A 21,186-nucleotide genomic window follows, 5' to 3' on the forward strand; every position below is an offset into this window, starting at 1 on the left:
GTAATTAGCAACAATCTATTAGGCGTTGAAATATTACTGCGTGTTAGTCTTTTCGGAGAAAGCAGACAATAGTTAACATAACGAAAAGATATCAAGAGATTTTCGTTGTTGTTAAAAATTGTGCATAGACAATGACTATCCAATAAAAAGCGGATGTCATCGCAGGAGGGATATTATCTATAATGGTAATAAGAAAAATTAAAATAACTACGGTGCGCCGGCATCATCAAATGCGTTGTCCGCCTTATATGCGCCATTTTCTTGTTGTTATTTTCCATTTGTGTAAGGTCTCTGTTTTTTTTAAACAAATTTCCGGTTTTAAACAAGGATGTCGTTTTAAACAAGATTTTCTAAAAACGAACTGATGACGGCTATTTTAGTCATAACACTTATTCATTCTGTGACGAATGTCATGTTTTTGTCCGATTTCTAAATGCCTTTTGACTAAAAAATGAATAAATAGCTAATTTTATTCACTTTAAACGTTATATATTCAAAACTGTACTGGGTATTATGCAAAACAGTAAGGTTATATTTAACACGGCAGATACATTGTCAGAGCTATTATTATGCGATATTAGCAATGAGAGCGGGTTCTTAATTGAAATTGTATTTTATTTGTTAAGCCAAAATTATTTGTTACATCCAAATTTATACGGAAATATTGCATATAAATTCAAATTAAGCATATGCAGTAAATGTTAGCTAAATCACGTTATCAGGCTGTTGCTCGTCTAAATCCCTATAATAAGGAAGGTTATGCTTGTCATCTTATTGTCGTTAGAGATAAATGTGGCAACACAGGGGCAAAAGCTGCCCCTGTGAGGAGGAATTTAACTGAATAACGGTAGGTCACTGGCGGTAAAGGGAATTTTTACCTGTATAACCTGCTGTTGACGAGTCAATTTGATGAATAATGTCTTGCCATCATTGTCTACCTGAACATCCAATAACGGGTCTTGGTTATTCATATCAAACACGCAGGTGACTAGTGATTCGGGTTGGTGAGCACGCAAAATCAGATAACTGATATCACGCACTGACGGATTGGCTGGTGCCAACCCTTGAAACAGAGTGGCATCCGCGGCGAGCCACAGTGTTAGCGGGCCAGCGGCTGTTTGATAGCGGCACTGAATCACGCCATTCAGTGGTTGGGCCGTAACTTGATGTAAATATTGCATTGGCCCACTAGCGCAGAAGGTCGTACTTTCACCTACCGATTCAATGACCGACCCGTCGATATGCAGTGTCCAGTCCCACTGTTGTTGATGTGGATTGACGATACTACTGATATCGATAATCGCATCTTCTAACCATAAAATACGGCGGCGAAATTTGACATCACGGTAAGCCTCGCTATCCCATTGGACTCGGGTATGACTGTCCAGCATGGGGGCTTTTTGGCTCCAATCGACCTCGGTATCTAACCAACTAAAGTTTGCGGATTGATACCAGTGATGAATAACTGGCACAGCGGGCGGCTGATTTTTCTGATTAATACTGAGCGTATTGTGGGTGGCACTATTTTTGTAGTAACCATAATGCAGTTGCGCGCCATAACCGGTAGTGCCTAAATCCGGTAGAACCTCTTGCCCTTGCTCAAACAGAATGAGATTCAGCCGATCATAATGGTCATGTTCACCCCCGTATGGACTGTGTTTTACCAGCAAAGCGCGGCCAGATTGCGGTTGGCGAAGAATGGTCAATCCACAATCTGGTGCATGCAGCGTATCTGTTGGAATGACATCAATCATTGGTGGTGGCAATTCTTCAACGCCGTACAGCAGCGCATCCAAATTCAAACGCGGTTCCTGGCGATAAATATGGTGCAGGGCGGCGGCATATTCATCATTACCATAGGTTTTAAAGGCAAACTCATACAAATGGGCATGATTAAGCTGCTCCTGACCTGCAGTGCAATCATTGATGCGAGGGAATGTGCCATCGGGCATCAGTAATTTTAAAGGGAAACTGAGCATATCGCGGTAATAAGGTAACGCCAGCAGACTGTAACGGCTCCCGGCGGCCAGTTTTTCAAATGACCAGAAGCCTTGCAATGCATAAAAGTGATAATGCACTGAGCCTTCAAACCAGAACCCTTCATTGAACAACCCATGCTCTAGCTGATAACGCAGGCCATACTCAGCATTGACGGCAAACTCAACATAGAGTTCCTCTGCGAGGATCAGGCCGATCACCGCGATAGCGCTGCTAATTTTCACTTCATGGTTATGCAACTGACGGGTGCGGTGCTGCATCAGGAACTCAGCGCCCTCGCGCAATAAGCGCCCAGCGATACAGTCGCGTTGTTCCTGACTGAGCGCCTCGGCAATAAAATCATAACCCAATGCAAAATCGAGCAGACAATTGGCCTCACACAAGGTTTGTGCATTGGCTTTGCCCGGCCCGTTGTAAGGGATACCGCCGTGCACTTCATAGTCGGGATAGTAGCGGGCATAATCTATCAAAATATCCCGCACCTTTTCGAAGTAGCGTATTTCGCCAGTGAGTTGCCACAGCAAACCGAGCTGGTTGCAGGCTTTGGCATTTAAGCCGTTAAGCGCTCGCCACCAGGCACCATCATAGGGTTCTCCGTTAAACAAATGAGAGTCTATCGGGCAACGGTGTTGCGTCGGTGAATAGCGATCCCACACTAACTTCACACCGTGATCGGGGCAATAATAGTAATGATTCCAGGTGGCGATACCGGTGGCAGGGACTAGTGTGTCTGAGCCCAAAACCACCTGATTATCTTCAATCAGCGTGGCAATAATCTCGGACTGCTGCACGCTATTTCCCTGTTGTTGCATAACGCGCTGGCGGATTTTAGCCATCTGCCTGTCCGTAAACTGCTTCATATCTGATGTGTCCTCGCGGTACTTATTTTTTGGCGATTAGGGGCTGTGTTATCGGGTAGAGCAATATTTCAACGGCATCCGGGTATTTGGCCATTAGGTATTGTGCTTTTTGTTGGAAATCAGGGTCAGCTGGGTAGGCACGGGCGGCGGTTATCATATTAACCAGTGCTTTTTTATCCTGCGCTCCGTCCAAATCTTTGTACGGCCAAACTTGGTCGCTGTTGATAAAGCCCGCCACATATTGATAGCCTTTTTTCAAACTGTGTTCATCAAGGCTAAAGTTCCAGATATCTTTATTGGCAACCTCTCCCAGTCGACCCAACTTGTTGTAGGCTTCCAGATGGAAATTGCTGTAATGCCATGGGCGGGTACGCTCCAGTTCAGCATTCTGACGGCCCTGGATATCAAAATGTGATGGAATTCGGCGTAGTTGAGTGATTTCCAGGCGCTTTTGCGCTGCGGCTTTTTGGTCACTGAATAGCGCAAAAGAGGCGGCCTGCATATCAAAATAGGTGCCGTGGTTATTGTGCCAATTATCCTCTTCGAAACCATTCTGGCTGGTGGTCATCCATTGGTAAAAATCTTTGTACCAAAGTTTGATGGCTTGATAGTCGGCCTCAGTGAGCACATTGGCGGGCCTTATCAATTCAACCGCATCTATCACGTCTACCAGTGCCCGGCTATCGATCAGACCAATACCTCGGCCTTCATTGATTCCTGGAATAGCTTGAGCATATTGGAGATTTGGGTTCATTCGGGTGTTGGGATTGACGAACCAGTTGACCAATTGTTCGCGTGCTTTGTCGGCATACTCCGGTTTGCCGGTAAAGCTATAAGCCAGTGCCAGATAATAGACATCTTCACTGAAGTTGTTCATGCGTTTTTTATCTGTCGCATCACTGTTGGCAGCAGGATTTGTTTCGCCATCTTTGCGCAAATAAGGCATACCGTCTTTCTTGCTTGGGTCTGGCCACCAATAAGGTGGGAAGCTGTAATAGTCGTGCTTGTCGCCACTGGCGGCTAGCAGGCTTTTATCCATGACAGAATAGAGCGGTTTTTTTAGCGCCTTATCAGCCTTAGTTATCAGATTTTTATAGGATTTTTCATATAGTGGGTTGTTCTGCTTAATTTGTTCAATGCTGTAGTTAATATCATCCATTTTTAATAATAATGGCTGGCTTTGCGCAGCGTAAATAAATGGCGAGGATCCCAGAAGAATAGCCATTAATAGATTTTTTTCAGCCAACATTTTCATCATCACTTTCCTTATTTTTTATGATTTACAGGATTGAAAATAAAATATTTTGGTTAATGTAATTAATTAATTCATTTTTAATGAATAGATTTTTTCACCTAATAAAAACAAGGTTATTAACTGTGTTAGTGTTACTTCAATAAAAAGAACACTGTTCCATTTCAGATGGATTTGAATTTTAGGGTAAAGTTTCTGGACTTTTGTGATCCAGATCCATCTTATAAATTATCTGTGAATAAATGATTTAAATTGTGATTGGTATCAAATTAAATCTCTATTTTAGACGTTTTTTAGGCAATTTAAATAATCTCGTGATTTTTTTAATTTTTAAAATGAAGATTTTATATTTTTGTTTTTAAGGGTTAATTTAATTAACTATCTATTTTGTGTCATTTTTCAAGTGTGATCTTAAGCAGAAAATTCAAAATGGAATTAAGTTTTGTTTTTTGTGGTGTAGTTTTTTGTTTTCCTCTGAGTTCTAATGTTGTCGAGTGTTTCGTGATTTTGTTCTGTTATTTAAATTCTGGGTAAATTCATAAAAATTAGATTTCAACGAGGACGCTGAGATGAAGACAAAAATGATAATGTCAAAAGTAAAAATAAAATCTTTGCTGTTGTTAACTTATTTAGCCGTAGGGATTCCGTCTCTCCACGCAGCAGAAACATTGCAGGTATGGATACGTGCCAGTAATGATTCCAAAAATATTTATAAGACAGAAGCCGAAACTTTTGAGAAGAAAACCGGCATCAAAATCGAATATTTCAATGCCACTACCGATTTTGAACAGCGCCTGGCACGAGCCGCAGCAGGAAACGCGCTGCCAGACTTGATTTTCAATGATGCGGCGGCTATCGGGCAGTTTGTCCAATTGGGGATTGTTGAGCCAATTGAACCGAAAAATATCATTGGCGGGGCAGATATCATAGATACCGCTTGGGAGAGTGCCCAGTATATTGATGGCAAATATTACGGCGTACCCACCTCAGCACAAACCTTTGCTTTGTTTATCCGTAAAGATTGGCGCGAAAAACTGGGATTAGAGCGACCCAAAAGCTGGGAAGATATCAGTACGCTGGCTAAAGCCTTTACCTTCAATGATCCCGATGGTAATGGTAAAAATGACACTTACGGCTTTATTTTGCCCGCCTCTACCACCCGTGGTTACGCCAGCTGGTTTATCAGTTCCTATCTGTGGCAAGCCGGAGGGGATTTCATTCGCCCAGCCGGTGAGGGCAAATTTAAAGGCTCACTGGAAGAACCCGCAGCGGTTGAAACTCTGAGTTTCATACGCGGCATGGTATGCGACAAAACAGTACAGCCGGGGGCAATTAACGCCACCACCGCAGATGCCATTCCTTCCTTCCGCTCCGGCCAAAGTGGCATGTTCGTCACCGGCCCATACCATATTGCTCTATTTGATAAAGACCCCGGCAAAGATACTTTTGAAGTGATCCCGCCGCCACAAGGGCCCAAAGGGCAGGCAACACTGGCTGAAGGTACCACGGTATTTATGATGAAAAGCAGCCAGAAAAAAGCAGCCGCTCAGAAATTCATAGAATTCATGATTTCACCGGAAGGGCAACAAATCGGTATGGGAATGGGCAGCAATAATATGCCAGTAGTGCGCTTATCCATTAATAAACTGGTTGATACTAAAGCGGTTTATAACGATCCGCGTTGGGCAATGTTTGCTGATTTGTACGCCGAGCATGGCCGCTATATTCCGCAAGTCCCTAACTGGACGCCGATTCGCCAGGTGACTGCTGAAGGTTTCAACCGCATCTTAGCCAACTGTGAAGGTGATATCCCTGCTGAATTAAAAGTAGTGAATCAGAAAGTGAATGATGAGTTGGCTAAACAGAATGTCTTAGGGCAGTGAGTAAATCATGATAACGCTAACCCCCCGACTAAAACGTAATCTGGTTCCGTGGCTGTTCCTGGCCCCGGCACTGGTCATCTTCACCTGGTTTAAATTCATCCCGATGCTGCAAGGGCTGGTGATGAGTTTTTACAAGGTTAACTTTAACCAGCCAAATGAGTGGGTCGGGTTTGACAACTTTTCCCGCGCGATGGGTGATGAAGCACTGCATTCTGCGGTTTTCAACACCCTGTTATATGTGGTGGTCACCATGGTGGTGGCCGCTTTTATCGCCTTCTTTTTAGCCATGCTATTGGAAGGCCCGGCACGGCATTTGCGTTTTATCCGTACCGCTATCTTCTTGCCCGCAGTGACCAGTGCGGCGATCGTCGCCGAAATGTGGCGAATTCTGTTTAACCCGACCAGTAATGGGGTGGTGAACCACATTTTGTCGTGGTTCAGCATTGAAGCGCAGGGTTTTCTGGCAGATACCGACCAGGCGCTGTGGACCGTGATGTTGTTGCATATCTGGAAAGCCGTGCCTTACAACATGGTTATCTTTATTGCCGGTCTGGTGGGGATTAGCCGTGATTTGTATGACGCCTCGAATGTGGACGGCGCTAACTGGTGGAACCGCCTGCGTTACGTCACTTTGCCCGGCATGATCCCCGCACTTTCTGTGGTGCTGATGCTGTCATTCATCCGTGGTTTCCGAGTATTTGCTGAAGTCTATGCCACCACAGGCGGTGGCCCGTCTAACGCGACAGAAATGATCATGACGCATATCTACAAGCTGGGTTTCGAACAGTTTGATTATGGGTATGCATCAGCGGTGTCCTTCCTGTTATTCGCTTTCACTGTGGTGCTGACCATATGTCATCTCACCTTGAAAAAGCGCATCGCCCGTTACTAACCGAGCCGGAGACTGGTAATGAAAAGTAAAAGTTGGAACAGTATCGGCCGCTGGATAATTTATGGCCTGTTGCTGGTGGTATTTGTCGGCCCGTACTGGGGTATTATCGCCACCGCATTCAGCGGCGCGCCGGTCAAACCTGGTGAGTTGTTGGCCTGGCCCAATCAGTTCTCGTGGGATAACTTTATCTTCGCCTGGATGGATATTGGCGTCTGGCAATACCTGTTGAACTCCATCGTCGTGGTGTTCTTCGGCACTGTGTTACAGGTATCGGTCAGTGCGCTAGCTGCCTATGCGCTGGCGCGTAAAAAGTTTGTCGGCGTCTCGCTGACCAGCCTGGTTATTCTGTCGACCATGATGCTGCCGGAAGAAGTGATCGCCATTCCGCTGTATATGATAATCAACTGGCGACTGCCGCTTATCGATGCTTCGCTATACAACAGCTATCTGGGCATGATCTTGCCGGTGGTGGGCTGGGCTTTCTCTATCTTCGTGTTGACCGAGTTTATGGCGGCTATCCCGAAAGAGCTGGAAGAAGCAGCGCGTATTGATGGTGCCAGCGAATGGCAAATCTTCTTCCACGTCATCCTGCCGCTGGTCAAACCGGCATTGGGCACGGTGGTGACCTTCGGCTTTATCATGATTTGGGACCAATACCTGTTGCCACTGATTGTGGTGAATCAGGACAGTTTGAACACTATTCCGGTGATCCTCGGCACATTACGTACTGACGAAACCATCACACCAAACATCTTTATTGCCATCACTCTGTTGGCGATGTTGCCAAGCATCATCGTGTATCTGGGTCTGCAAAAACATTTCAATCGCGGGATCATGTCTGGCGCGGTTAAAGGCTAGGGAGAAACAAAATGGGATCGGTTGTACTTAAAAATGTCTGTAAATCTTACGGTGACACCCATGTGATCCGCGATGTATCGCTGGAGATCCCTGATGGTGAGTTTTGTGTGTTGGTTGGCCCAAGTGGCTGCGGAAAGTCTACCTTACTGCGCATGATTGCTGGGTTGGAGGAGATCTCTGGCGGCACGGTGGGCATCAATGATAGAGATGTCACTGATGTTGAACCCAAGATGCGCGACATTGCTATGGTGTTCCAAAGTTATGCTCTTTATCCGCAGATGACGGTGCGCGAGAACATGGGTTTTGCATTGAAAATGGCCAAAATGTCCAAAGCCGATATCAATCAAAAAGTGGAGTCCACCGCCGAGTTACTGGGTTTACAAGCATTGTTGGAGCGGCTACCGAAAGATTTGTCCGGTGGTCAGCGCCAGCGGGTTGCTATGGGGCGCGCCATCGTGCGTAACCCACAAGTGTTCTTGTTCGACGAGCCTTTGTCGAACCTGGATGCCAAATTGCGAACTCAGGTGCGTGGCGAGATCCGTGAATTGCATCAGCGGCTAAAAACCACGTCAGTGTATGTCACTCATGATCAGATTGAAGCTATGACAATGGGGCAGATGATCGTGGTATTGCGCGACGGCCGTATTGAACAAGTGGGTTCACCACTGGATCTTTATGATCGCCCTGCCAATCTGTTTGTGGCCGGTTTTATTGGATCGCCGGAGATCAATCAACTGAAAGGCACTGTAGTACTCAACACTGGAAAGACTACAGAACAAGGCGATGAATTCCTGCTGCGGCTGGAAGATGGCTCTTTGCTGACATTGCCTGCCGGTTTGCAAGTGACGGATGGGCAAAATGTGGTGTATGCCATTCGCCCGGAACAGGTCAATGTGGTGGATGAAAGCCACAGTGCCAGTGCACTGAAAGCGACCATTACCGCGATTGAAAATACCGGCTCGGATATGCAGCTATTTTGTAGCACCGGCGGGGGGCGCTTTACCTCGGTCTTCAAACAGCGTCTGGCAGTGAATGCAGGGGAGACGGTGTATTTACAACCCAAGCTCGCCGGTATCCACATTTTTGATGCCGCCACTGGTGTGCGGGTTACCTGTCAGGCCGCATAAAGGAAGCAATGCCCATGACGCCAATAAAAACGTCTGCGACACCGATGAAACTGTACACGTTAGATGTGGATTGCCTGATCAAGGCGAAAGCGGTATTGCAGCAGCCATTTTCACCATTACAACCGGCCTTGCGCCGGTTATTAAGTGAAGCAGATGCATTGCGCGATCAACCGCCGGAAAGTGTGACACACAAAACGCTACTTCCCGTCAGTGGTGACATTCACGATTATTACAGTTTTGGCACTTACTGGTGGCCGAATCCGCGTAAGCCCAATGGATTGCCCTATGTGCGCCGCGATGGGCATACCAATCCACAGAGCCAGAATGACGATACCGATACTCAGCGCATTGAGCGGATGTGTGACCGCTGCCTAACTCTCGGGCTGGCATACTATTTTACCGGTAATAGCCGCTATGCTCAGGTGGCGGCAGAACAGATCCGTTGCTGGTTTTTGGATGCCAAAACCCGCATGAACCCGCACCTGAATTATGGCCAAGCTATCCCCGGCATTGTCTCTGGCCGTGGCACGGGGTTAATTGATACCCGATTGATGTGGATGGTGATTGATACCATCGGGTTGATATTACCCGCCAAGTTGCTGGATACCGAGGACACTGCGGTGTTGCAGCAGTGGTTCCGCGATTTTAATCACTGGATGTTCCACAGCGAAGTGGGTCATTCAGAGTATGTCTGGCACAACAACCACGGCACTTGGTATGACGTCCAGCGCGCAGCCAATGCGATGTTCTATGGTGATCGCGGATTGGTTTCCACCATTATCCGCCAGGGAATTACCCAGCGACTGGCGGCACAAATAGCGCAAGACGGTAAGCAGTGGATGGAACTGGAGCGCACCGTGCCTTTCCATTACTCCCTATTCAATATGGAGGCGCATTTGCTGCTGTGCCGTTATGGCGAACATGTTGAAATTGACCGCTGGGAGTGGGTACAGGATGGGCGCAATGTGCAGCAAGGGATTGATTATTTGCTGCCATTTATTGCTGAACCTGAATTATGGCCTTACCGCGATTTGCGAGGAATCGACTATGACAGTGCATTGCGGCTGTTATTACAGGCGGCGCGCGGTTATCCAAAAGAGGCGCAACGCTATCAGGCGGTACTCGCGACTCTTCCGGCTGACACCCTGACATCACGCGACCGTCTGATGTGGCAAAGTTAGTCGGGTCAAGGTTAATCAAGCTAAAGTTGATGTACACTCAAGGCTGTTTTTCAGCTGGAAAGTGATGTGAACAATGAGTGATGTGAATAACCCTGATGACCTGATCGCCATTACCCGCTTCCTGCGCCAGCAACATGTCCTGACGCTGTGTGCTGGCAGCGGTATGGATATGTGGTGTGCCAACTGTTTTTATGTTTTTGATGAAGCGAAAATGGCGCTTTATCTGATGACAGAAAAGCACACCCGTCACGGCGAGCTGATGCAGATAAACCCGCAGGTGGTCGGCACAATTGCTACCCAGCCACGCACGGTAGCATTGATAAAAGGCATTCAATATCGCGGTGAAATAACCGAATTAAAGGATGACGCAGAACACATCGCCCGTCAGCACTATTGCCGCCGTTTCCCGGTAGCTAAAGTCGTATCCGCCCCCCTCTGGCAGCTCAATTTGCTGGAAATCAAGATGACCAATAATACCCTTGGTTTTGGCAAGAAATTGTACTGGTCTCGTCTTGAGTCTCAGTGATCTACTGTTTTTTGCCATGCGTTTCGCCTGTAGGGAGTTTGTCGTTAAAAATACTTAGAATATTTATATTGTCAGTTGATTTACACAATACAAACGTAGATAGATCTCTATCAATTAGCAACTCAATTATTAATATATATAATTATTTGTTAACATAATATTTACTGTGAATGGTATTAATATCAGATTTTCTGCAAATTAAAGTAGCCTAAGATTAATAAGATATGAAATTTGTCACATAACACGATTTTATATAGTGTTGTAAATCAATCAGATACTCATTTATTTGTAAGGTATGTAATTAATTTCATATTTAAGTGATATATATCACATTTTGTTAATAAACAAAAAAAGCAGTAACACTTCTTATGATTCACATCTATAAATATTAGGTGGGCATAAAACCCCCATATTTATTGTCCCACAAAATATATATTTCAATATAGTAATATCTTACGACTTGATTAAATATCGAGTTCAACTCTATTCTATTTAAGGTAACTATCATGAATTCAGAACCTAAAAAAGGCTCGGCCAAAGCAACATTCGATTCTAAAGAAAGTGCTGATTTAGTTAAAAATAAAATGGTGACATGCACAACACGCTTTAAATTTTATTTACCAAAAGTTAATGGTGACTCAATAGAGTTCGGATTTGGTATTGAAAGTGATTGTGTTAATGCTGCTGATGATTTTAAAACGTTATTTAACTCATGGCTTAACAAAAAATCGTTAGCAACATCATCGAGTGAGTCTTGTAAACAAGTTGATATTCTCTCATGTGCAGTAGTCAAGAATCCCTTAGAGTACTCGATGAGCCAATTACAAGGAGATTTATACACGATATATATCGTCAGTGAGTCTGCTAATACAGAAACATTTTGGTTATTCCTTGATAAACCCGATAAATTAGCTGTCGGCTCTACTATATATGCAAACTCAGCTGCCAATCTAACAATAGCTTCCGGCTCATCCCCAGAAGCGACCTTTGGTATTCCTATTCAGTATAAGCTCGGGGCGAAATCGTCAAATAATGCTGTTGGGCTAAACGTGAAGGTTGCAACTTCGCAATTAAAGGATGTAAATATCCAGGATGTTTGGAAAGCAACCTTTTATGATGGGCCTGAACATCAAGCCCCAGACCTTGATAAAGCGGATGGTGTGGCAAATAAAGATGAGATAAATTATACGGATAACTCATTTGATCCTGATAGAGTTATTCAAAATTCATGGTATCCAAGTCAAACATTTGGCATACTGACTGAAAATGGATTTGTAGGTATGACTTGGGAAGCTCGGCCTGCTAAAACAGTCGCAATTGCGCCAAAATTAACATTCTTTGTAACGACGGGTGAATATTCAAGTAATCAACTGGCCGATTATTCTACGGTATCAAATAGTGCTCAAATCGTTAATCTATCTGATTTCTCAGGATTTGCAGCAACGGTTACTTATACCAAAGACGGAAAGTGGAGTATTAAAAAGGGGAGGCCATAATTGAATTTAAAACTCCAATGCACGAGTAAAATATAGTGAGCAAATATTTTATTTTCTATTATGGTTTTCTATAATGGGTCATGATAAATTTCACTATATCTATAATGAATATTAGAAAGCCTCATGTCATCATGAGGCTTTGATTTATTAAATTAAATATTAACAGAATGATTTATAGCCAGCGTGTTTATTAATGGGATTTTTTTTGTTTGTCATTTTTAAAATGTACGAATAAATTTAATATATTCTGCAAAGGTTTATTATTATCTATCATGTTAAAAGGTAGGGGGAATTTATATATCTATGGTCACTATCAACATCTTATAGACTTTGTCTTTTCCTAACTGTCTGTCGCAATTAAAAAACTTATTTACCAGTATTCCACATAACACAGCGCGCATACCGCTATGACTGTAAGATATATGTGGTGATTACACTGATATGGCTGACTGCCGCTTGCCGCGCTGCATTAGGTTTGTTACTTAATGACCGTTATCAGGCCATATATAGGGGGATGTTGTTGACGGCCCCATTGAATACTTGTCGACCCAACGGCTTACCTCCCAGCGATCACCTTCCTGTTATGTGAATTATTTAGGGTATTGTGTTTCTGGTATGTATTATTCATATCAATTGATTTGATGATTATCTCCATGTTGGGGTGGCGCTAGTGTTTTTATCAGGAGGTCAGATGGCGAAGGTATTATTACTGGGGGCAAGTGGTCTGGTGGGGGGCGAGTTACTGCGCTTGCTGCGTTTGGATGCCCGCGTAACCTCTATTATTGCGCCAACCCGCAAGCCGTTGCCAGCCATGAATAAACTGATTAATCCGCAAGGCGAGAATATCGGCGAGTTACTAAAAACTCTGGATGAGCCGGTGGATTTGGTGTTTTGCTGCTTGGGTACGACTCGCCAGCAAGCGGGCAGTCAGGCGGCATTTCGTCAGGTGGATTATCGGCTAGTGTTGGCTGCGGGTGAAACCGGTTTGCGGCTTGGCGCGCGGCATTTCCTGCTAGTAAGCGCGATGGGCGCTAACCCGAACTCGTGGCTATTCTATAACCGCACCAAAGGCGAGGCAGAGCGAGATTTACAAACTCAGGGCTGGCCACAACTCACTTTCGCCCGACCTTCCATGCTGGCCGGTCAACGTACTAAACCGCGCTTGATGGAAAGTCTTAGCGCGCCGTTGTTTGCCTTATTACCTGATAAATGGCGCTTAATTAAAGCCAAAGATGTGGCACAAGCGCTGCTTGATCAGGCTTTTGCTCCTCCACATGCAGGTGTGACAATTCTGTCATCCGCACAGATGCAGCAGCATTAATCATAATAAGCTAATTATCTGATTATCCTGCGCGATGGTGACGCCGTCGGGCAGTGTGTTGTCGAGCGCCCAGCTATCCAACTGATGGCTGATGTGGGTCAGCAATGTGGCTGCCGGTTTTAGTAACTCACTGATAGCGAGGGCCATTGTCACATCATTATGATTACGTGGCGGCGGACGGTGTGGGGAAAGATGATGTGGCGGATGGCTGCAATCTTGTACCAATAAATCAATATTCTTACTGGCTAAAAATAGCGCGCTATCGGCGGGCAAACCAATGGTGTCGGTGAGATAGGCGATAGTTCGGTTAGGGCTTTGCAGCAGGTAGCCGAAGGTGATTTTTGAGTGATTGAGGGGCACTGGCGTAACCCGTAAATCGCCAAATTGAATCGGGTGAAATGCGCTGAGTGGCGGCTGAAAAGCCAATATTCCCGGATGCTTATACAGATCGTCACAGCCATCAGGATCTGGCGGCCCGTACACCGGGATCGCATTTCCACACCCCCAACGTAACGGAAATAACCCCTGAACGTGATCCATGTGGTAATGTGTAAGCAAAAAACGCTGAATTTGCCCTCCAGCAAACAGTTGCTCCAGTGCTGGTAACCCGGCATCAATCAAGGTCGTTTCCCCCTGATAACGCAACATTGCACTGCAAGATTGACGGCGCAGCGCGGGTTGTAATCTGGCTTTGGTACAAATCACACACTGACAACCAAACACCGGCACCTGTTGGGCGCATCCGGTTCCTAACAATGTTAGTTCCATTTTTGATTCCCCTCCTGCTGTGTTGTGGGGGGCGTTGCCAGCAATTGCTGTAATTGCCCCAGCGTGTGGTGCAATTCGCCATCATTACAAAGTAGCTGGCAGTTAACCGGCAGTTGCTGTTGATAATGTTGCGCCCGTTGTAAACGCGCCTTGATTTGCTCACTGTCTTCACGCCCACGTTGCAGTAAGCGCTGAGCCAAAATTGCCGGCGAAACGGTCAGACACAGTGGCAGTAATTGGTGGTGATAGCGCTGCTGGGCTTGGGGTAAATAGGCTCGGGAGCCATTGACCACCACATCCAACCCGTGTTGTAGCCAGATATCAATCTCAATTCCTACCCCATAATGATGCTGATGTGCCTGCCAAAACAGCGCAAACAGCCCCTGTTTGGCGCGCAATAAAAACTCCTGTTCACTCAATGCGATATGATTTTCAGCCCCCGCATTGGCTTCGCGGGTAATATAACGATGCGCTACCATAACGTTGGTGGGCATGGCCACTCGTAGCGCGGACAGCAGGCAATCCTTGCCGGCACCGGAAGCACCCATCAGATAGATTAAGCGCGCCATCAGAATACCTGTATTCCCTGCCGCCAGACGTTTTGTACATACACATGCTGATTGTGCGAACCCTCATGGGTGCGCGCCAATATCAAATCAGCTCGCTTACCTTCGGCAATCACGCCGCGATCCGCTAGCCCTAAAGCTCTGGCCGGGTTACGTGTCACCAGATTGACCGCTTGCGCTAAGGTGAAGCTGTTGCTCTCGTCATGCGCGATACGGAATGCGGCATCCAGCAGGCTGGCGGGGTAATAATCGGAAGATAAGATATCCAACACGCCCAGTGATGCCAGTTGGTGCGCGGCGACATTGCCTGAATGGGAGCCGCCGCGCACAATATTGGGTGCGCCCATCAATACCTGTAACCCATGCTGATGTGAGGCTCTGGCCGCCACTTCGGTGGTGGGGAATTCAGCAATGACGCTACCCAATGCCTGTGATTCCGCCACATGTTCAGCAGTGGCATCATCATGGCTGGCCAGAGCAATTCCCCGCTGACGACAATGAGCGGCAATGGCCTGTCGATTCTGCCCCGACCAGCGGGCGGATAGGCTGATTTGCTCTTCTTCAAACTCTGCCATTTGCTGATCGTTAAGGTGATATTTCCCCTGATAATATTCACGGTACTTGGCGCGTGAAGCGAACTGGCGCTGGCCCGGTGAGTGATCCATCAGAGATACCAATGAAAGCTCTGGCTGCATCATCAGTTCTTCAAACAGTGGCAAGGTGCTGTCATGGGGTAATTCACAGCGCAAATGAATTCGATGCTCGGCTCGATTCAATCCTGACCGCTGGCTCTCGACCACGGCGTTAATCATTTTTTGCAGATTATCCAGCCGATGGCCGCCATCCCGCACATCACCAACAGCCACGGCATCCAACACGGTAGTTATCCCGCAGGCAACCATTAGCGCATCGTGGCTACTCATTGCCGAATGTGCTGGCCAATCCACATTGGGGCGTGGGGTGAAAAACTTGTCGAGATTATCGGTATGCAGCTCGATCAACCCCGGCAACAACCAGCTATTTTGTCCATCAATTGCTGCTGAAAGTTGCGTCGGACGATCACGATAACTGCGGATCACCCCTTGGTGGATTTCCAGTGATCCGCTGACCACCTGATCCTCAAGAATAAGATTGACGTTGTTGAAGATCATGATGGGATCTCTGTGCTGACGTGAGAGGGGGGCGGTGTCATGGTCAGTAAGCGGTCACTGACATGATTGCGTACTTTTTCATCGTGGAAAATACCGACAATTGCGGCTCCGCGCTGCTTGGCTTCATCAATCAGGCTGACCACTGCGGCGCTGTTGGTGCTATCGAGTGAAGCCGTCGGCTCATCCAGCAGCAAAATGGGATAATCGACAATAAACCCTCGCGCGATATTAACCCGCTGTTGTTCGCCGCCGGAGAAGGTAGAGGGGGCCAGATCCCACAAGCGCGGTGGCACATTAAGTCGCGTCAACAGATCCTGCGCCCGCTGTTGGCAGATTTGCCGATCAACGCCCAATTCCAGCAGGGGTTGCATCACCACATTTAATGCACTGATTCGTGGGATCACCCGCAAGAATTGACTGACCCAGCCCACCGTATGACGGCGCACCGCCATAATTTGCCGGGCTTGCGCGCTCACCATATCCAGCCATTCTCCCTGATGTTTCACCCAGATATGGCCGCTGTCGGGTAAGTAATTGGCATATAAAGAGCGCAGAAGAGTGGATTTTCCGCTGCCGGAATGGCCGTGCAGCACCACACACTCACCACTGCCAACTTCCAATGAAGTTTGATGCAGCACCGGCAGGCGAATACCGTGCTGGTGGTGTAACACAAAGGTTTTACTGAGATTTTCAACTTTTAGTTGTAGCATAGGCAGCTGTAGGGCGTTCATAGTCAGTTCTCACTCAGTTTTGTAATACCGATGAAACCAGTAGCTGGGTATAAGGATGGTGCGGATCATCCAGAACCCGGTCAGTCAGGCCACTTTCGATAACTTGCCCCTCTTTCATCACCAGCAGACGGTTAGCCAATAAGCGGGCAACCCCCAAGTCATGGGTGACAATCACCACCGCCAATTGCATTTCCACCACCAGATTGCGCAGTAAATCCAGCAACCGTGCTTGCACTGACACATCCAGGCCACCAGTCGGTTCGTCCATAAATACCAGCTTCGGATGTGTCACCAGATTGCGGGCAATTTGCAGTCGCTGCTGCATGCCACCGGAGAAGGTGGTGGGCAGGTCATCAAGACGGGATAAGGGGATCTCGACATCTTCCAGCCAGCGGCCTGCTTGTTGGCGTATCTCGCCATAATGGCGCTGGCCAATAGCCATCAGTCGCTCGCCGATATTGCCGCCCGCCGAGACTTGTGGCCGCAGCCCATCGAGTGGGTGCTGATGTACCACGCCCCATTCGGTGCGCAGTAAACGGCGGCGTTGGCTTTCTGCCATCTGATATAAATCAAGTGCTTGCTGTGCCGCAGGGCGGTAAATAATTTGCCCCTGTTGCGGTGCCAGGCGCGCTGAAATGGATTTCAGCAAGGTCGTTTTACCCGAACCCGATTCACCAACAATCCCTAACACTTCACCGGGATACAGCTGGAAAGAGACATCACTGAACCCCTTACCCGGCGCATACAAATGGGTAAGATTCTCCACCGACAACAGCGGGTGAACAGCAGAGGGTTTTGACATAATCTGTTCAACGATCATTGAATATTCACCTCTTGTGTGGCGGCCTGAGCCAGTTGTTGCTGGCAAAAATCAGTATCCGAACAAACAAACATCCGGCTGCCCTTATCGTCCATCACCACCTCATCGAGATAACTGTGGCGTGAGCCGCACAAAGCACAGGGTTCATTCCATTGCTGCACGCTAAAGGGGTGATCGTCGAAGTCCAGACTTTCCACTTTGGTAAAAGGTGGCAGGGCATACAGGCGTTTTTCACGACCGGCGCCAAACAGTTGCAGCGCGGGCATCATGTGCATTTTGGGATTATCAAATTTCGGAATTGGCGACGGATCCATCACATAGCGATCATTCACTTTTACCGGATAGGCGTAGGTGGTCGCGATATGGCCGTAGCGAGCGATATCTTCATATAGCTTGACTTGCATTACGCCGTATTCCTCCAGCGCATGCATTTTGCGCGTCTCGGTTTCACGCGGTTCAATAAAGCGCAGCGGCTCTGGGATCGGTACCTGATAGATAAGGATCTGATCCTCCGTCAGCGGCGTTTCTGGAATACGGTGGCGGGTCTGGATCAAGGTGGCGTTAGTGGTTTTTTCGGTAGTCGCCACTCCGCTGACCCGCTGGAAGAAGCGGCGGATCGACACCGCATTAGTGGTGTCATCGGCTCCCTGGTCGATCACTTTCAGCACATCGTAACGGCCAATCAGGCAGGCGGTTAACTGAATGCCACCGGTGCCCCAACCATAAGGCATCGGCATCTCACGCCCGCCGAATGGCACCTGATAACCGGGGATGGCCACGGCTTTCAGTAATGCACGGCGCAATGTTCTTTTGGTTTGCTCGTCCAGATAACCCAGATTGTAACCGGTGAGAACTTCAGTCATGGCGCGGCTCCTGTTGTTCTGCGGCTGCGGATGAATACTCACGGCGCAGGCGCTTGAGTAACTCCAGCTCCGCTTGAAAATCAACGTAATGGGGCAGTTTGAGATGAGAAACAAAACCGGCGGCTTCGACATTGTCGGCGTGGGATAACACAAACTCTTCATCTTGCGCCGGGCTGGCGACATTTTCGTCGTATTCCCGGCTTTGCAAGGCGCGATCCATCAAGGCCATCGACATGGCTTTGCGCTCACCACGACCAAATACCAAACCGTAACCACGAGTGAAATGTGGCGGTTCTGCAGCCGGACTGACAAAACCATTCACCATTTCGCATTCGGTGAGTAAGATCTCACCGATATCAATGGTAAATCCCAGTTCTTCCGGCTCAATTGCAATGGTCAGCTCGCCGGTGCGGATCTCGGCGGCGAATGGATGAGTTCGACCATAACCGCGCTGGGTGGAATAGCCCAGCGCCAGCAGGAAACCTTCATCACCGCGCACCAGCTGTTGCAGCCGAGCTGAGCGATTACACGGATAAACCGGCGGGTTGCGGGTGATATCTTCCGGCGGGGTGCCGTCATCCTGCTCAACTTTAGCTAATTGCTCTTGTTCCAATAAATCAAACACATGAGCGCAATTATTTTGCGATACAGCTTCTGGCGATATGTCTCTGCGATTGAGTGCGTGCGGCGCTTCACCTGCGGCCAGCAGGGTGAAATCCAGTAGCCGATGGGTGTAATCATAGGTGGGGCCGAGCACTTGCCCGCCGGGCAAATCTTTGTAAATGGCGGAGATGCGCCGCTCCAGCCGCATATTGCCAGTTGCCAGCGGTTGGCTGACGGCCAGACGCGGCAAGGTGGTGCGGTAGGCGCGCAGTAGGAAAATCGCTTCGACCAGATCACCGCTGGCTTGCTTGATGGCCAATGCAGCCAGTTCGCGATCATAGATACCGCCCTCAGTCATCACCCGATCTACCGCCAGACCTAGCTGTTGCTCAATCTGTTCGCAATCGATAGCCGGGATCTGTGTATCACCACGGCGCTGGTGTTCGAGTAATTGATGGGCTGCCGCAATGGCTTTTTCGCCCCCTTTGACTGCAACGTACATCAGCACACCTCCACATGGGTGGTTCGTGGGATAGCCATTAGGTTCTCGCCGCAGGTCAACAGAAAATCGAGGCCAGCAGGGAAAGCAGTAGGGCGGTTAAGCAGATAATTCAGCACGGCAGAGGGCAATTGCGGAGCCACTGTGCGGTGGTGCTCAATTCCCGGCCCGCGTAGGCGCAGAGGTACACCAAGGTGCAGACTTGTGGCCTGAAGAATAATGGTGGTGGAGTGCTCTGGCGAAAGTTCACTACCGGCCGGGCAACCAATCAAAACTTCTTCTTTTATCTCATTGTCAAATAAAGAAAAAAGTGAATTTTTGATGCTGGTTGTCAGCGGCGCTCCGCAATGAAAACGTATATTCTGTTGCACGGCATCATTGTTGAATGGTTCATCCAGGTAGAGCGGCGTTTCCTGATCAACCAGGGTCAGCAGGATGCTGGTGGTGGCGGGATTTAATGGCTGCCAGCCGCTGCTATGGGGCAGTGAAACGACAACTCCCGGTTCGCTTAATGCCTTGAGAATACGGCGAAAAGCGTGCTGAGCATCATCAACCGGCTGGTCAAAATGGTTTAATAGGCTCATTAGTCTTCTCCTCGCACCAGGGTGAAGAAATCCACTTTACTGGTGGCGATAGCGCGGGCGCGCAATTCCCGCCGCTCCTGCTGTATGGCCGCTAGAGGATGAATAACAGTTTTCAGCAGCAATTCACTCAGACCGGCTGGTTTTTCGTTAAGGGTGGAAAGCTGCAACAACGCATCTAATAGCGCGCAGAGTTCTGCATGAGGTTTATTGCGCCCGGCAATGTAGCTGTAACCATAGATATCTGTGCTGTGGTTGAGTTTGATTACCGCGCGGGTGAGGGTCATATCGCCCAGAATAAAGCGGCGGCCAGTGCCGCCCATTCGCGCCTGTAATTGGCTCAAACCAATCTCTGGCGCACGGATCACCTGATATTGCGGTGCCAGATTCAAGGATTGCCAATGTGCAAGCAATTGCGCCGGTTGGCTGTGGGCCAGCACCGACATCCAGCCCTGTCGGGTGTTAGAGATACTTTCCATTTAGTGCTCCATGGTCAGTTCAATCATGTCAGCGCGCGTCAGGCTGACGGAGTACTCCGCCACCTGCTGGCTATCAACACGGATATTCAAGGTGCGCACACAGAGCAGTGGCGCATGGGTGGCAATCTCAAGTAAACGGCTCTCTTTGGCCTGAGCACGGCGTGCGCTAATGCGCGTCTGGCTACGGCTTAAAGGCTGTTGCAGATGTTGGCTGATAAATTGATGTAATGAACCGGAGTTAAACTGCTGCAACGCGGGCCACCAACTCAACTCCGGCAGGTAGTGATCGATAACGCAGACCGGTACACCATTGACTCGCCGTAAGGTGCGTAAATGAATCACTGTCGTCCCTTCATCCAATGACAGCGCTTTGGCAACATGCTCTATGCACGGGCGTAAGACGGCGAGTAAGCGCTCACTGGTGGGGTCACTACCCTGATCTAATAAGTTTTGGCTAAAGCGCGCATTGGCATGTAGCGGGTAGTCATAAGGGCGCATTAACACCAGAATGCCGATACCTTGCCGACGTTGCAGCCAGCCGCGCTTGACCAATTCATCGACGGCCCGACGCAGGGTATGGCGATTGACCTGATAACGTTCGGCTAACTGCTGTTCGGACGGTAGATAATCCCCGCAGCGATAAGCGCCGCGCAGTTCCTGCTCTAACTGGGCCGCAATTTGTTGATAGCGGGTGGGATAACTGGTCGGTGGTCTAGATAAGTGCATGGCAG

Annotated in this window: 21 protein-coding genes; 8 read left to right on the forward strand and 13 right to left on the reverse strand. The window is 48.0% G+C overall.

The window, feature by feature from the left end:
* Positions 1–173 precede the first annotated feature (173 nt).
* The 3 genes from speFL to FGL26_RS18385 all read right to left on the reverse strand — a co-directional run bounded on the left by speFL (position 174) and on the right by FGL26_RS18385 (position 4,113).
* Entirely contained in the window at positions 174–278 is a 105-nt protein-coding gene (speFL, locus tag FGL26_RS21875) for a leader peptide SpeFL (RefSeq protein ID WP_105877053.1), read from the reverse strand.
* Positions 279–833: 555 nt separating this feature from the next.
* Complete coding sequence (locus tag FGL26_RS18380) at positions 834–2,858, reverse strand: heparinase II/III domain-containing protein (protein WP_005175345.1); 2,025 nt, start codon at positions 2,856–2,858, stop codon at positions 834–836.
* Positions 2,859–2,880: 22 nt separating this feature from the next.
* Positions 2,881–4,113, reverse strand: coding sequence for an alginate lyase family protein (locus FGL26_RS18385; RefSeq protein ID WP_138060279.1), 1,233 nt, complete (start codon positions 4,111–4,113; stop codon positions 2,881–2,883).
* A gap of 566 nt (positions 4,114–4,679) precedes the next feature.
* Between FGL26_RS18385 and FGL26_RS18390 the strand changes: the two genes are divergently transcribed.
* The 8 genes from FGL26_RS18390 to FGL26_RS18425 all read left to right on the forward strand — a co-directional run bounded on the left by FGL26_RS18390 (position 4,680) and on the right by FGL26_RS18425 (position 13,394).
* Entirely contained in the window at positions 4,680–5,993 is a 1,314-nt protein-coding gene (locus tag FGL26_RS18390; RefSeq protein ID WP_005175341.1) for an ABC transporter substrate-binding protein, read from the forward strand.
* A 7-nt stretch (positions 5,994–6,000) separates the two neighbouring features.
* Positions 6,001–6,885, forward strand: coding sequence for a carbohydrate ABC transporter permease (locus FGL26_RS18395; RefSeq protein ID WP_005156239.1), 885 nt, complete (start codon positions 6,001–6,003; stop codon positions 6,883–6,885).
* 18 nt (positions 6,886–6,903) lie between these two features.
* The gene (locus tag FGL26_RS18400) at positions 6,904–7,743 is read left to right on the forward strand and encodes a carbohydrate ABC transporter permease (protein WP_005156238.1); all 840 of its coding nucleotides are present in this window, start codon (positions 6,904–6,906) and stop codon (positions 7,741–7,743) included.
* Positions 7,744–7,754: 11 nt separating this feature from the next.
* Positions 7,755–8,870: an ABC transporter ATP-binding protein gene (locus FGL26_RS18405; RefSeq protein WP_005156237.1), complete on the forward strand. Its 1,116-nt coding sequence runs from the start codon at positions 7,755–7,757 to the stop codon at positions 8,868–8,870.
* A 14-nt stretch (positions 8,871–8,884) separates the two neighbouring features.
* On the forward strand, positions 8,885–10,051 hold the full coding sequence (locus tag FGL26_RS18410; protein WP_005175339.1) for an alginate lyase family protein: 1,167 nt from the start codon (positions 8,885–8,887) through the stop codon (positions 10,049–10,051).
* A 73-nt stretch (positions 10,052–10,124) separates the two neighbouring features.
* On the forward strand, positions 10,125–10,577 hold the full coding sequence (locus tag FGL26_RS18415; protein WP_032903258.1) for a YhbP family protein: 453 nt from the start codon (positions 10,125–10,127) through the stop codon (positions 10,575–10,577).
* Positions 10,578–11,083: 506 nt separating this feature from the next.
* Positions 11,084–12,073 carry a hypothetical protein gene (locus FGL26_RS18420; protein ID WP_005175334.1) on the forward strand — a complete coding sequence of 330 codons (990 nt, stop codon included), beginning with the start codon at positions 11,084–11,086 and terminating at the stop codon, positions 12,071–12,073.
* A gap of 691 nt (positions 12,074–12,764) precedes the next feature.
* Positions 12,765–13,394: a Rossmann-fold NAD(P)-binding domain-containing protein gene (locus FGL26_RS18425; protein WP_005175332.1), complete on the forward strand. Its 630-nt coding sequence runs from the start codon at positions 12,765–12,767 to the stop codon at positions 13,392–13,394.
* Here the strand turns inward: FGL26_RS18425 and phnP are convergent, their stop codons facing one another.
* From phnP to phnF, 10 genes are read right to left on the reverse strand one after another with little or no spacing between them, the layout of a single operon-like run.
* Entirely contained in the window at positions 13,395–14,162 is a 768-nt protein-coding gene (gene phnP / locus FGL26_RS18430) for a phosphonate metabolism protein PhnP (protein ID WP_005175330.1), read from the reverse strand.
* Positions 14,153–14,731 carry a ribose 1,5-bisphosphokinase gene (phnN, locus tag FGL26_RS18435; protein WP_005175328.1) on the reverse strand — a complete coding sequence of 193 codons (579 nt, stop codon included), beginning with the start codon at positions 14,729–14,731 and terminating at the stop codon, positions 14,153–14,155. Before phnN ends, phnP begins: the two co-directional genes overlap by 10 nt.
* Positions 14,731–15,879, reverse strand: coding sequence for an alpha-D-ribose 1-methylphosphonate 5-triphosphate diphosphatase (phnM, locus tag FGL26_RS18440; RefSeq protein WP_005175326.1), 1,149 nt, complete (start codon positions 15,877–15,879; stop codon positions 14,731–14,733). Before phnM ends, phnN begins: the two co-directional genes overlap by 1 nt.
* Positions 15,876–16,610 carry a phosphonate C-P lyase system protein PhnL gene (gene phnL / locus FGL26_RS18445; RefSeq protein ID WP_005175324.1) on the reverse strand — a complete coding sequence of 245 codons (735 nt, stop codon included), beginning with the start codon at positions 16,608–16,610 and terminating at the stop codon, positions 15,876–15,878. The genes phnM and phnL overlap by 4 nt, the downstream gene beginning before the upstream one ends.
* Before the next feature lie 13 nt (positions 16,611–16,623).
* Positions 16,624–17,430, reverse strand: coding sequence for a phosphonate C-P lyase system protein PhnK (gene phnK, locus FGL26_RS18450; RefSeq protein ID WP_005175322.1), 807 nt, complete (start codon positions 17,428–17,430; stop codon positions 16,624–16,626).
* On the reverse strand, positions 17,427–18,293 hold the full coding sequence (locus tag FGL26_RS18455) for an alpha-D-ribose 1-methylphosphonate 5-phosphate C-P-lyase PhnJ (RefSeq protein WP_005175320.1): 867 nt from the start codon (positions 18,291–18,293) through the stop codon (positions 17,427–17,429). Before FGL26_RS18455 ends, phnK begins: the two co-directional genes overlap by 4 nt.
* Positions 18,286–19,398 (reverse strand): carbon-phosphorus lyase complex subunit, encoded by a 1,113-nt coding sequence (locus tag FGL26_RS18460; protein WP_005175318.1) that lies wholly within the window; start codon positions 19,396–19,398, stop codon positions 18,286–18,288. Before FGL26_RS18460 ends, FGL26_RS18455 begins: the two co-directional genes overlap by 8 nt.
* Positions 19,398–19,979 (reverse strand): phosphonate C-P lyase system protein PhnH, encoded by a 582-nt coding sequence (gene phnH, locus FGL26_RS18465; protein ID WP_032908723.1) that lies wholly within the window; start codon positions 19,977–19,979, stop codon positions 19,398–19,400. Before phnH ends, FGL26_RS18460 begins: the two co-directional genes overlap by 1 nt.
* Positions 19,979–20,455: a phosphonate C-P lyase system protein PhnG gene (phnG, locus tag FGL26_RS18470; RefSeq protein ID WP_005175312.1), complete on the reverse strand. Its 477-nt coding sequence runs from the start codon at positions 20,453–20,455 to the stop codon at positions 19,979–19,981. The genes phnH and phnG overlap by 1 nt, the downstream gene beginning before the upstream one ends.
* Positions 20,456–21,181, reverse strand: a complete 726-nt coding sequence (phnF, locus tag FGL26_RS18475) for a phosphonate metabolism transcriptional regulator PhnF (RefSeq protein ID WP_005175310.1) — start codon at positions 21,179–21,181, stop codon at positions 20,456–20,458.
* Positions 21,182–21,186: the final 5 nt, after the last annotated feature.

The sequence above is a fragment of the Yersinia enterocolitica subsp. enterocolitica genome (assembly GCF_901472495.1).
Lineage (GTDB): Bacteria > Pseudomonadota > Gammaproteobacteria > Enterobacterales > Enterobacteriaceae > Yersinia > Yersinia enterocolitica.

Excerpts from the sequence above, each read along its gene's own strand:
- speFL (WP_105877053.1), bottom strand. The coding sequence starts at position 278 with ATGGAAAATAACAACAAGAAAATGGCGCATATAAGGCGGACAACGCAT.
- FGL26_RS18380 (WP_005175345.1), bottom strand. The coding sequence starts at position 2,858 with ATGAAGCAGTTTACGGACAGGCAGATGGCTAAAATCCGCCAGCGCGTT.
- FGL26_RS18385 (WP_138060279.1), bottom strand. The coding sequence starts at position 4,113 with ATGAAAATGTTGGCTGAAAAAAATCTATTAATGGCTATTCTTCTGGGA.
- FGL26_RS18390 (WP_005175341.1), top strand. The coding sequence starts at position 4,680 with ATGAAGACAAAAATGATAATGTCAAAAGTAAAAATAAAATCTTTGCTG.
- FGL26_RS18395 (WP_005156239.1), top strand. The coding sequence starts at position 6,001 with ATGATAACGCTAACCCCCCGACTAAAACGTAATCTGGTTCCGTGGCTG.
- FGL26_RS18400 (WP_005156238.1), top strand. The coding sequence starts at position 6,904 with ATGAAAAGTAAAAGTTGGAACAGTATCGGCCGCTGGATAATTTATGGC.
- FGL26_RS18405 (WP_005156237.1), top strand. The coding sequence starts at position 7,755 with ATGGGATCGGTTGTACTTAAAAATGTCTGTAAATCTTACGGTGACACC.
- FGL26_RS18410 (WP_005175339.1), top strand. The coding sequence starts at position 8,885 with ATGACGCCAATAAAAACGTCTGCGACACCGATGAAACTGTACACGTTA.
- FGL26_RS18415 (WP_032903258.1), top strand. The coding sequence starts at position 10,125 with ATGAGTGATGTGAATAACCCTGATGACCTGATCGCCATTACCCGCTTC.
- FGL26_RS18420 (WP_005175334.1), top strand. The coding sequence starts at position 11,084 with ATGAATTCAGAACCTAAAAAAGGCTCGGCCAAAGCAACATTCGATTCT.
- FGL26_RS18425 (WP_005175332.1), top strand. The coding sequence starts at position 12,765 with ATGGCGAAGGTATTATTACTGGGGGCAAGTGGTCTGGTGGGGGGCGAG.
- phnP (WP_005175330.1), bottom strand. The coding sequence starts at position 14,162 with ATGGAACTAACATTGTTAGGAACCGGATGCGCCCAACAGGTGCCGGTG.
- phnN (WP_005175328.1), bottom strand. The coding sequence starts at position 14,731 with ATGGCGCGCTTAATCTATCTGATGGGTGCTTCCGGTGCCGGCAAGGAT.
- phnM (WP_005175326.1), bottom strand. The coding sequence starts at position 15,879 with ATGATCTTCAACAACGTCAATCTTATTCTTGAGGATCAGGTGGTCAGC.
- phnL (WP_005175324.1), bottom strand. The coding sequence starts at position 16,610 with ATGAACGCCCTACAGCTGCCTATGCTACAACTAAAAGTTGAAAATCTC.
- phnK (WP_005175322.1), bottom strand. The coding sequence starts at position 17,430 with ATGATCGTTGAACAGATTATGTCAAAACCCTCTGCTGTTCACCCGCTG.
- FGL26_RS18455 (WP_005175320.1), bottom strand. The coding sequence starts at position 18,293 with ATGACTGAAGTTCTCACCGGTTACAATCTGGGTTATCTGGACGAGCAA.
- FGL26_RS18460 (WP_005175318.1), bottom strand. The coding sequence starts at position 19,398 with ATGTACGTTGCAGTCAAAGGGGGCGAAAAAGCCATTGCGGCAGCCCAT.
- phnH (WP_032908723.1), bottom strand. The coding sequence starts at position 19,979 with ATGAGCCTATTAAACCATTTTGACCAGCCGGTTGATGATGCTCAGCAC.
- phnG (WP_005175312.1), bottom strand. The coding sequence starts at position 20,455 with ATGGAAAGTATCTCTAACACCCGACAGGGCTGGATGTCGGTGCTGGCC.
- phnF (WP_005175310.1), bottom strand. The coding sequence starts at position 21,181 with ATGCACTTATCTAGACCACCGACCAGTTATCCCACCCGCTATCAACAA.